The sequence below is a fragment of the Citrobacter sp. Cf116 genome, from assembly GCF_030336505.1.
Lineage (GTDB): Bacteria > Pseudomonadota > Gammaproteobacteria > Enterobacterales > Enterobacteriaceae > Citrobacter > Citrobacter freundii.
The window spans coordinates 923,040-933,324 of record NZ_JAOWEQ010000037.1 but is presented as its reverse complement, the minus strand read 5'-3'; the positions used below and the strand labels follow the sequence as shown (position 1 = coordinate 933,324).

Genomic DNA, 10,285 nt, shown 5'->3' with positions numbered 1-10,285 from the left:
ACCATTTTAATTTGCGACAGGGACAGCATTGGTACAGCCTGGGGTGGCGTCGCGCCGATGAAATCCCTATAATTGCCGCGTTTGGCGTTTCGGCGCCGCCCTTCCTTACATCCAGGTTAATCAGGTCGCTAAATTTATGACTGATCAGTCCCATCAGTGCGTCATTATCGGCATTGCCGGCGCATCGGCTTCCGGCAAGAGCCTTATTGCCAGTACTCTTTATCGCGAATTGCGTGAACAAGTCGGTGACGAACATATTGGCGTTATTCCCGAAGACAGCTATTACAAAGATCAAAGCCATCTGTCGATGGAAGAACGTGTAAAAACCAACTACGACCATCCGAACGCGATGGACCATAGCCTGCTGTTTCAACATCTGCAAACGCTGAAACGCGGCTCTGCCATTGAGCTGCCGGTATATAGCTATGTTGAGCATACGCGTACGCAAGACACAATTCATATCGAACCCAAGAAAGTCATCATCCTGGAAGGCATTTTGCTGCTGACGGATGCGCGTTTGCGTGACGAGATGAACTTCTCTATTTTTGTTGATACGCCGTTGGATATTTGCCTGATGCGCCGTATCAAGCGGGATGTGAACGAACGTGGTCGTTCAATGGATTCGGTGATGGCGCAATACCAGAAAACCGTCCGCCCAATGTTCCTGCAATTTATTGAGCCTTCAAAACAATACGCCGACATCATTGTGCCGCGCGGGGGTAAAAACCGCATCGCCATCGATATTCTGAAGGCTAAAATCAGTCAGTTCTTTGAATAAGTTCAGCGAATTGTGTACCGTTCAGTGATAACCTGGTTCACCCTTAACGCTCCTGGCATTAAGGGTTTGAAGCACGAAAGGAGAAAGTGCCATGCGTTTATGTGACCGAGATATTGAAGCCTGGTTGGATGAAGGTCGCCTGTCGATCAATCCACGCCCTCCTGTCGAGCGAATCAATGGCGCCACGGTAGATGTGCGCCTTGGCAACAAATTCCGTACGTTCCGCGGTCATACGGCGGCGTATATCGATTTAAGCGGACCGAAAGATGAAGTCAGCGCCGCGCTGGATCGCGTGATGAGTGATGAAATCGTCCTTAAGGACGGCGAAGCCTTTTTCCTGCATCCGGGGGAACTTGCACTGGCGGTAACATTCGAATCCGTGACGCTGCCTTCCGATCTCGTCGGTTGGTTAGATGGTCGTTCTTCGCTGGCTCGTCTGGGACTGATGGTACACGTCACCGCACACCGTATCGATCCGGGCTGGTCTGGCTGTATCGTACTGGAGTTTTACAACTCCGGAAAATTACCGCTGGCTCTGCGTCCGGGGATGCCGATTGGCGCGTTAAGTTTCGAACCGCTTTCCGGTCCGGCAGCGCGACCCTACAACCGTCGTCAGGATGCGAAGTATCGCGACCAGCAGGGCGCCGTTGCCAGCCGGATCGATAAAGACTGAGTGTTTATCAGTCCATTGGGGATAGCATGAGACGATTTCTGACGACGCTGATGATTCTTCTGGTCGTGCTGGTGACCGGCTTTTCTGCGTTAGTACTGTTGGTGAATCCGAATGATTTCCGCGCGTATATGGTCAAGCAGGTTGCCGTACGTAGCGGGTATCAGCTGCAGTTGGATGGCCCCCTGCGTTGGCACGTATGGCCGCAACTGAGTATCCTCTCAGGGCGAGTGATGTTAACGGCTGAAGGCGCCAGCGAACCCCTGGTTCGTGCTGATAATATGCGTCTCGACGTTGCATTGTGGCCGCTGTTGAGTCACCAGCTCAGCGTGAAGCAGGTGATGCTCAAAGGCGCAGTGATTCAATTGACCCCGCAAACTGAGGCGGTACGCGGCAAAGATGCACCCGTTGCCCCAAAAGACAATATGTTGCCCGATCTGGCGGAAGACAAAGGATGGTCGTTTGATATCGCCCGTCTGCGCGTTGCCGACAGTGTTCTGGTGTTCCAACATGAAGACGATGAACAGGTTACCGTTCGCGATATTCGTCTGGAGATGGAACAAGATAGCCAGCACCGCGGCACGTTTGATTTCTCCGGGCGTGTGAACCGCGATCAGCGCGATCTCGCGTTATCCTTTAACGGTACGGTCGATGCCTCCGATTATCCGCACAACTTATCTGCGAATATTGAGCAGTTAAGCTGGCAACTGCAGGGGGCCGATCTGCCGCCGCAGGGGATTAACGGTCAGGGACATCTTCAGGCGCAATGGCTGGAAGAGAAAAAACAGCTTTCATTTAGCCAGATAAATTTGACCGCTAATGACTCTTCTTTCTCCGGGCAAGCGCATGTGGCCTTGTTGGAAAAACCGGAATGGGCCGTTGACCTAAAATTTGGTCAGCTCAATCTGGATAACCTGCTCGTACAACATGACGCAGCGGTGACAGCAAAAGGTGAAGTTCAGCAAGGTCAGAGTCAGTCAACGCTGGCGCGCCCCGTTATTGCTTCCCAGGTTGATGCTGTTTCGTATCAGGGACTCAAGGGTTTTTCGGCAGACATCGCTTTGCAGGCTGACAAAGTGCTGTGGCGGAAAATGGCGTTTGAGAATGTCTCGGCAAAAATAGACAACCGGTTCGGCTTACTGAGCATTGCACAGTTGCAGGGAAAAAGTGATGGCGGGCTGATCTCATTGCCCGGCACGCTGGATGCCAGAAAGGGAGAACCGCGAGCGGTCTTTCATCCGCGCCTGGAAGGTGTTGAAATTGGCACTATTCTGAAGGCCTTTGATTACCCCATCGCACTCACCGGCAAGCTGTCGTTGGCGGGAGATTTTTCCGGCTCGGATATTGACGCCCAGGCGTTTCGTCACAGCTGGCAAGGGCAGGCCCATGTCGAAATGAACGATACGCGAATGGAAGGGATGAACTTCCAGCAGATGATACAGCAGGCCGTCGAGCGTAGCGGTGGAGATGCTAAAGCCCAGCAAAATATGGAGAACGTGACCCGTCTGGATCATTTTGTAACCGATATGACGCTGGATAACGGTGAGGTGACGCTGGATAACATGGTAGGGGAGTCCGCTATGTTGGCACTGACCGGCAAAGGAACGTTAGATCTGGTGAAGCAGAATTGCGACACGCTGTTTAACATTCGCGTGCTGGGAGGTTGGGATGGCGAAAGTAAGTTGATTAATTTCCTGAAGGCCACCCCGGTTCCTCTCAGAGTCTATGGTCAATGGCAATCACTGAACTACAGTCTGCAAGTTGATCAGCTTTTGCGTAAACATCTGCAGGATGAAGCAAAACGTCGCCTGAATGACTGGGCCGATCGCAATAAAGATTCCCGCAACGGCAAAGATGTTAAAAAGTTGCTGGATAAGCTCTGATTCATATTGCCGGATGGTGGCTAATGCCCCATCCGGCTCGTGACTTACACCTCGTAATCCATCTCTTCTTCACTGTGTAGCGGTATCAGCTGGACTTTTTGCACGCGATGATTTTCCACCTGCAGGGTTTTTAGCCGATAGTCGCCAACCTGGACTTCCTCCCCGGTTTTTGGGATGCGCTGCAAATATTCCATTAAAAGCCCGGCAATGGTGTGATACTCACGTTTTTCATCTAATGGGATAGGGACGTACTGCACCAGGTCTTCCAGCGGCATATGCCCGTTAGCGGTCCATGAACCATCGGCGTTTTTCTGAATATCATGGCGGGCGTCGATTTCCTCTACCTCGTTTGGCAGATTGCCGGCGATGGTTTCCATCACATCACTCAGCGTCACAATCCCTTCGACGGAACCAAATTCATCGGCTACAAACGCGAAGTGCGTCCGGGCGTTTCGGAACTGCTCAAGCGCCGGAAGTAGCGGCAGAGTTTCCGGGAACACCAGCGGCTGGCGAATCAGGACGCGCAGGTCGAGCGGCTCGCCGCGCAGAGACTGTTGCAGCAAATCGATGACATGCACCACGCCAAGCAGTTCTTCCTCCCCGTCTTCGCCAGTGACCACCAGACGCGTATGCTGGTTTTTTTCCAGTAAGGCGCGGATTTCTGCTTCGGGAGCATTGAGGTCGATGTGTTCAATATCGTGACGCGAGGTCATGATACTGCTGACGGTACGCTGATTAAGGTTCAGCACACGTTCAATCATCCTCCGCTCCTGAGGCGCGAAAATCTGACCTTCATGATGGTCCGCCAGCATTGCCGCGGTTTCGGCATCCAGTTCGGCATCTTCTTTTTGCCCGCTCAGCAGCCGCATTACCGCTTCGGCGGTGCGCTGGCGCAGAGTATGGTTGGCTGAGAGGAAGCGACGACGGTTAAAAATAGCCAACTGGTTCAATGCTTCGATCATCACCGAGAAGCCGATGGCCGCGTACAGGTAACCTTTCGGGATATGGAAACCAAACCCTTCGGCCACCAGGCTAAAACCAATCATCAGCAAGAAGCTCAGGCACAGAATAACGATAGTTGGATGACTGTTGACAAAGCGCGTCAGCGACTTGCTCGCCAGCACCATCAGGCTGATGGCAATAATCACCGCAGCCATCATCACGGCCAGGTGATCGACCATCCCAACAGCGGTAATGACGGAATCGAGAGAGAATATGGCGTCCAGCACCACGATCTGCGCGACCACACCCCAGAACTTAGCGCCTTTACGCTGGGTGGGGTTATCGCTGTCTTTTCCTTCCAGCCGTTCGTTGAGCTCCATAGTGGCTTTAAACAGCAGGAAGAAACCACCGAACAGCATGATCAGGTCGCGGGCGCTGAAGCTGAGATCGCGAATGCTGAACAGCGGTGTGGTCAGCGTTACCAGCCAGGATATTGATGCCAGCAGCAGCAGGCGCATAACCATCGCCAGCAGTAGCCCGGTAATACGCGCCTTATCCCGCTGGGCAGGAGGTAGTTTCTCCGCGAGGATGGCAATAAAAACAAGATTATCAATGCCAAGAACAAGTTCGATCACGATTAACGTGACCAGTCCGGCCCAGATTGACGGATCGGCAATCCATTCCATAGTAAATGCTATACCCATAGTTGTATGACAATTGTCACAATTCGATCATGGGTAAAACTGGCGAAAAATGCAATGGCGAGAGGGGATTTCTCTGTCGGTTATATCAGAACAGATGCAGGATAATAGCCTTAATGTAACTACAGGAAATGATTTTATTAATCTAAATATATTTAGGAAATATCGCAGGTGGGATGTTTCTATATCAATATTGTCAACATCAATAAAATCCTAAAATATACAAATCCAACGCTTAATATTAATCTTAAAAGCTTGGTATCGGTGGCTTGTTATCTTGCCTGATATTCGCTTAGCTGCAACAATTCTTGCGGTAATAATTAAAAGATAAATATTTCCTCATTAACCAGTGGCGCGCATTCCCGATGCGTTGCCGCTGTAAATGTGATGAAAATAAAGGAGAAGATAAAAATTTAAATTAATCAGTGCATTGGTAGCTAGTGAAGCCAGGGGCGGTAGCGTGTCTGGTCGCCTGAAATAAGCCTAAATTATTCTGTCAAGAGACCGTAGATGAATTCATTTTTTTTAGGACTGATGCCAGTTAAATTCCATTTCAATTAACGGCAAGGTAAATACGTACAGGCGAAGTCGCTATTTAGATTGCATGTGATAATTACTCTGCCAAAGTGATAAATAATCAATGATGAAATCCAAACTTAAATTGATACCAGTATTGGTATCGGTAATCTTGATAAACGGTTGTACCGTGCTTCCGGGCAGCAATATGTCTACGATGGGCAAAGATGTGATTAAACAGCAGGACGCTGATTTTGATATCGATCGCATGGTGAATGTTTATCCACTCACCCCACGGCTGGTAGAACAATTACGTCCTCGACCAAATGTTGCACAACCTAATATGTCGCTGGACCAGGAGATTGCCGGGTATCAGTACCGGGTTGGCCCGGGGGATGTCCTAAATGTGACCGTCTGGGACCATCCTGAACTCACCACCCCGGCCGGGCAGTACCGTAGTTCAAGCGATACCGGCAACTGGGTACAACCTGATGGCACGATGTTTTACCCCTACATCGGCAAAGTCAGCGTGGTAGGGAAAACGTTGGCAGAGATTCGTAGTGATATTACCGGGCGCTTAGCGAAGTACATTGCTGACCCGCAGGTGGACGTTAATATCGCCGCTTTCCGCTCGCAGAAGGCCTATGTCTCCGGGCAGGTGAACAAATCCGGTCAGCAGGCCATCACCAACGTGCCGCTTACCGTTCTCGATGCCATTAACGCCGCTGGCGGTCTCACCGAAGCGGCAGACTGGCGCAACGTTGTGCTGACTCATAAAGGGCAGGAGCAACGCATTTCACTGCAAGCACTGATGCAAAATGGCGACCTGAGCCAGAACCGACTGCTCTATCCTGGCGACATTCTGTTTGTCCCGCGTAATGACGATCTGAAAGTCTTTGTAATGGGGGAAGTGAAAAAACAGAGCACCCTCAAAATGGACTTCAGTGGCATGACGCTTACCGAAGCGCTGGGCAATGCCGAAGGTATTGACCTGACCACCTCCAATGCCAGCGGTATTTTCGTTATTCGACCATTGAAAGGCGAAGGCGGGAACAACGGCAAGATCGCCAATATCTATCAGCTTGATATGTCCGATGCGACATCGCTGGTGATGGCAACATCATTCCGACTCCAGCCATACGATGTGGTGTACGTCACTACTGCACCGGTTGCTCGCTGGAACCGTTTGATCAATCAGTTGCTGCCGACTATTAGCGGTGTTCGCTATATGACGGACACTGCCAGCGACCTTCACAACTGGTAATCGTCATGTTTAACAAAATCTTAGTTGTCTGTGTGGGGAACATTTGCCGTTCCCCGACGGCAGAGCGCTTGTTAAGGCAATTTCACCCGGCGTTGACGGTCTCTTCTGCCGGTCTTGGGGCGCTGGTGGGGAAAGGCGCGGATCCGTGCGCCATTAGCGTGGCGCAGGCGCACAACCTGTCACTGGATAATCATTGTGCCCGGCAGATCTCGGGACGAATGTGCCGGGAATATGACCTGATCCTGGCCATGGAAAAGCGCCATATCTCTGCCCTGTGTGAAATGGTGCCGGAGATGCGCGGCAAAGTGATGCTTTTTGGTCACTGGGACAGCGAGCGCGAAATTCCCGATCCGTATCGTAAAAGCCGTGATGCGTTTGACGCGGTGTACACATTACTTGAACGGTCTGCCCGCCAATGGGCTCAGGCACTGAACGCAGAGCAGGGAAAACGATGACAGAAAAAGTTAAACAGTCTGCTGCGCCGGTAACGGGCAATGATGAAATCGATATTGGTCGTCTGGTCGCAACGGTGGTGGAAGCCCGCTGGTGGGTACTTGGCATTACCGCGGCTTTTGCATTGTGTGCCGCGGTCTACACGCTGTTCGCCACCCCCATCTATAGTGCGGACGCGCTGGTGCAAATTGAGCAAAATACTGGAAATTCACTGGTGCAGGATATTGGCTCGGCGTTGTCGAACAAACCCCCGGCCTCGGAAGCGGAAATTCAGCTCATTCAGTCACGACTGGTATTAGGGAAAACGGTAGACGATCTCAACCTCGATATCGGCGTTACCAAAGATACGTTCCCTATTTTTGGCGCGGGCTGGGACCGGCTGATGGGCCGTCAGAACGAAACGGTTAATGTGACTACCTTCACGCTGCCAAAGGCAATGAATGAACAGACCTTCACGCTCAATGTGCTGAATGACAAAAGCTATCAACTGGTGAGTGACGGGGGTTTTAGCGTTCGGGGGCAAGTCGGCAAGGTGTTGGAACACGATGGCGTGACGATGCTGGTTGAGGCGATTCATGCCAGCCCGGAGAGCCAATTTACCGTCAGCAAATTCTCCACGCTGGGCATGATAAACACCCTGCAAAATAACCTGATGGTGACGGAAACAGGCAAAGATACCGGTGTATTGAGCCTGACTTTTACCGGTGAAGACCGCGAGAAAATCCGCCAGATCCTCGACAGTATTACCCGTAACTATCTGCAACAAAACGTGGAACGTAAATCCGAAGAAGCCGCCAAAAGTCTGGCGTTTCTGGCCAGACAGTTGCCTGAAGTGCGTAACCACCTGGATGTTGCTGAAAACAAGCTGAACGCCTTTCGTCAGGATAAAGACTCCGTGGATTTGCCGCTGGAAGCCAAAGCGGTGCTGGATTCGATGGTGAATATCGATGCGCAACTGAATGAACTGACCTTCAAAGAAGCGGAGATTTCCAAGCTGTTCACCAAAGCGCATCCGGCGTACCGCACGCTGCTGGAAAAACGCCAGGCGCTGGAAGATGAGAAAAGTAAGCTGAACGGGCGTGTAACGGCGATGCCGAAAACACAGCAGGAAATTGTTCGCCTGACGCGTGATGTGGAGTCCGGTCAGCAGGTCTATATGCAGTTGCTGAACAAGCAACAGGAACTGAAGATTACCGAGGCCAGTACGGTCGGTGATGTGCGCATTGTCGATCCCGCGATTGCCCAGCCTGGCGTGCTGAAGCCGAAAACGGCGCTGATTATTCTCGGCAGTATCATTCTCGGTTTAATGCTTTCCGTGGTGGGCGTACTGCTGCGTTCTCTGTTTAATCGCGGTATTGAAAGCCCGCAGGCGCTGGAAGAGCATGGTATCAGCGTGTATGCCAGTATTCCGCTGTCTGAATGGCAAAAAGCGCGTGATAACGTTCAGACCATTAAAGGTGTGAAACGCTACAAGCAAAGCCAACTGCTGGCCGTGGGGAATCCGACGGATCTCGCCATCGAAGCGGTCCGCAGCCTGCGCACCAGCCTGCACTTTGCCATGATGCAGGCGCGCAACAACGTTTTGATGCTGACCGGCGTCAGCCCGTCGATCGGGAAAACGTTTGTCTGCGCCAACCTGGCGGCGGTCATCAGCCAGACCAACAAACGCGTGCTGTTGATCGACTGCGACATGCGCAAAGGCTATACCCACGAACTGCTGGGGACCAATAATGTCAACGGCCTGTCTGAGATCCTCATTGGCAAAGGGGATATCTCATCCAGCGCTAAACCGACATCGATTCCGCATTTTGATCTGATCCCTCGCGGTCAAATTCCTCCCAATCCTTCCGAACTGTTGATGAGCGAGCGCTTCGGCGAACTGATTGCCTGGGCCAGCTCGCACTATGACCTGGTGTTGATTGACACCCCACCAATTCTGGCGGTGACCGATGCGGCTATCGTAGGGCGCCACGTCGGAACCACGCTGATGGTAGCGCGTTATGCGGTCAACACGCTGAAAGAGGTGGAAACCAGCCTGGGCCGCTTCGAGCAAAATGGCATTCAGGTGAAAGGGGTGATCCTCAACTCGATCTTCCGCCGCGCCAGCGGGTATCAGGATTACGGCTACTACGAATACGAATACACGTCGGATTCGAAATAACTAACAGCAACGCATATCGAATGTAGGCCTGATAAGCGTAGTGCCATCAGGCAACTTTTTTTGGAAACGAAAATGACCACAGAAAACCCGCTAATTTCAATTTACATGCCAACCTGGAACCGCCAGCAGCTGGCCATTCGGGCGATTAAATCGGTGTTGCGGCAGGACTATCCTCACTGGGAGATGATCATTGTGGATGATTGCTCTTCCTCATATGAGCAGTTGCAGCAGTTTGTTGAGGAACTCAACGATCCGCGCGTGTCGTATACGCATAATTCCACCAACTCCGGGGCCTGCGCGGTACGTAATCAGGCCATTATGCAGGCCAACGGGCAATACATTACGGGGATTGATGATGATGATGAATGGACGCCGAACCGACTGAGTGTATTTCTCAACTATCGCCATCATTTGGTCACGCGGGCGTTTCTGTATGCCAATGACTATGTCTGTGAGGGCGAAGTGTATTCGCAGCCGACCAGTCTGCCGCTCTATCCGAAGTCCGTTTATTCACGCCGCAGGTTTTATAAGCGCAACATCATTGGTAATCAGGTATTTACCTGGGCATGGCGGTTTAAAGCATGTCTGTTCGATACCACGCTGAAAGCGGCGCAGGATTACGACATCTTCCTGCGCATGGTGGTGGCGTATGGCAAACCGTGGAAGGTCAAGGAGGCAACGCAAATCCTGCATGTGAATCACGGTGAGATGCGCATTACCTCATCGCCGAATAAATTCTCCGGCTACTTTCAGTTTTACCGCAAGCACAAAGGCAAATTTGACCGGGCCAGCAAGAAATATCAGCTGTTTACCCTCTACCAGATCCGCAACAAACGGATGAACTGGCGCACGCTACTGACGCTGCTTTCTGTTCGCAACAGTAAGCGTCTGGCCGACGGACTGCGAGGACGCTAATT

8 protein-coding genes are annotated in these 10,285 nt (G+C 51.7%); 7 read left to right on the top strand and 1 reads right to left on the bottom strand.

Annotated features, from left to right (window positions below; all coding sequences use genetic code 11):
* Positions 1-136 precede the first annotated feature (136 nt).
* From udk to asmA, 3 genes are all read left to right on the top strand, one after another.
* A complete protein-coding gene (udk, locus tag OGV74_RS13935; RefSeq protein WP_003036776.1) occupies positions 137-778 on the top strand; it encodes a uridine kinase in 642 nt (213 codons plus the stop codon).
* A gap of 91 nt (positions 779-869) precedes the next feature.
* Positions 870-1,451 carry a dCTP deaminase gene (gene dcd, locus OGV74_RS13930; RefSeq protein ID WP_003036774.1) on the top strand — a complete coding sequence of 194 codons (582 nt, stop codon included), beginning with the start codon at positions 870-872 and terminating at the stop codon, positions 1,449-1,451.
* A 26-nt stretch (positions 1,452-1,477) separates the two neighbouring features.
* Positions 1,478-3,331 (top strand): outer membrane assembly protein AsmA, encoded by a 1,854-nt coding sequence (gene asmA, locus OGV74_RS13925; RefSeq protein ID WP_032949611.1) that lies wholly within the window; start codon positions 1,478-1,480, stop codon positions 3,329-3,331.
* Positions 3,332-3,375: 44 nt separating this feature from the next.
* Here the strand turns inward: asmA and OGV74_RS13920 are convergent, their stop codons facing one another.
* Positions 3,376-4,959 (bottom strand): TerC family protein, encoded by a 1,584-nt coding sequence (locus OGV74_RS13920; protein WP_057063461.1) that lies wholly within the window; start codon positions 4,957-4,959, stop codon positions 3,376-3,378.
* 655 nt (positions 4,960-5,614) lie between these two features.
* Between OGV74_RS13920 and OGV74_RS13915 the strand changes: the two genes are divergently transcribed.
* The 4 genes from OGV74_RS13915 to wcaA all read left to right on the top strand — a co-directional run bounded on the left by OGV74_RS13915 (position 5,615) and on the right by wcaA (position 10,283).
* Entirely contained in the window at positions 5,615-6,754 is a 1,140-nt protein-coding gene (locus tag OGV74_RS13915) for a polysaccharide export protein (RefSeq protein ID WP_003036765.1), read from the top strand.
* Positions 6,755-6,759: 5 nt separating this feature from the next.
* Complete coding sequence (gene wzb / locus OGV74_RS13910; RefSeq protein ID WP_003036763.1) at positions 6,760-7,209, top strand: low molecular weight protein-tyrosine-phosphatase Wzb; 450 nt, start codon at positions 6,760-6,762, stop codon at positions 7,207-7,209.
* On the top strand, positions 7,206-9,368 hold the full coding sequence (wzc, locus tag OGV74_RS13905) for a tyrosine-protein kinase Wzc (protein WP_054528564.1): 2,163 nt from the start codon (positions 7,206-7,208) through the stop codon (positions 9,366-9,368). The genes wzb and wzc overlap by 4 nt, the downstream gene beginning before the upstream one ends.
* Positions 9,369-9,440: 72 nt before the next feature.
* Positions 9,441-10,283, top strand: coding sequence for a colanic acid biosynthesis glycosyltransferase WcaA (gene wcaA, locus OGV74_RS13900; protein ID WP_003036760.1), 843 nt, complete (start codon positions 9,441-9,443; stop codon positions 10,281-10,283).
* Positions 10,284-10,285 lie beyond the last annotated feature (2 nt).

Excerpts from the sequence above, each read along its gene's own strand:
- udk (WP_003036776.1), top strand. The coding sequence starts at position 137 with ATGACTGATCAGTCCCATCAGTGCGTCATTATCGGCATTGCCGGCGCA.
- dcd (WP_003036774.1), top strand. The coding sequence starts at position 870 with ATGCGTTTATGTGACCGAGATATTGAAGCCTGGTTGGATGAAGGTCGC.
- asmA (WP_032949611.1), top strand. The coding sequence starts at position 1,478 with ATGAGACGATTTCTGACGACGCTGATGATTCTTCTGGTCGTGCTGGTG.
- OGV74_RS13920 (WP_057063461.1), bottom strand. The coding sequence starts at position 4,959 with ATGGAATGGATTGCCGATCCGTCAATCTGGGCCGGACTGGTCACGTTA.
- OGV74_RS13915 (WP_003036765.1), top strand. The coding sequence starts at position 5,615 with ATGATGAAATCCAAACTTAAATTGATACCAGTATTGGTATCGGTAATC.
- wzb (WP_003036763.1), top strand. The coding sequence starts at position 6,760 with ATGTTTAACAAAATCTTAGTTGTCTGTGTGGGGAACATTTGCCGTTCC.
- wzc (WP_054528564.1), top strand. The coding sequence starts at position 7,206 with ATGACAGAAAAAGTTAAACAGTCTGCTGCGCCGGTAACGGGCAATGAT.
- wcaA (WP_003036760.1), top strand. The coding sequence starts at position 9,441 with ATGACCACAGAAAACCCGCTAATTTCAATTTACATGCCAACCTGGAAC.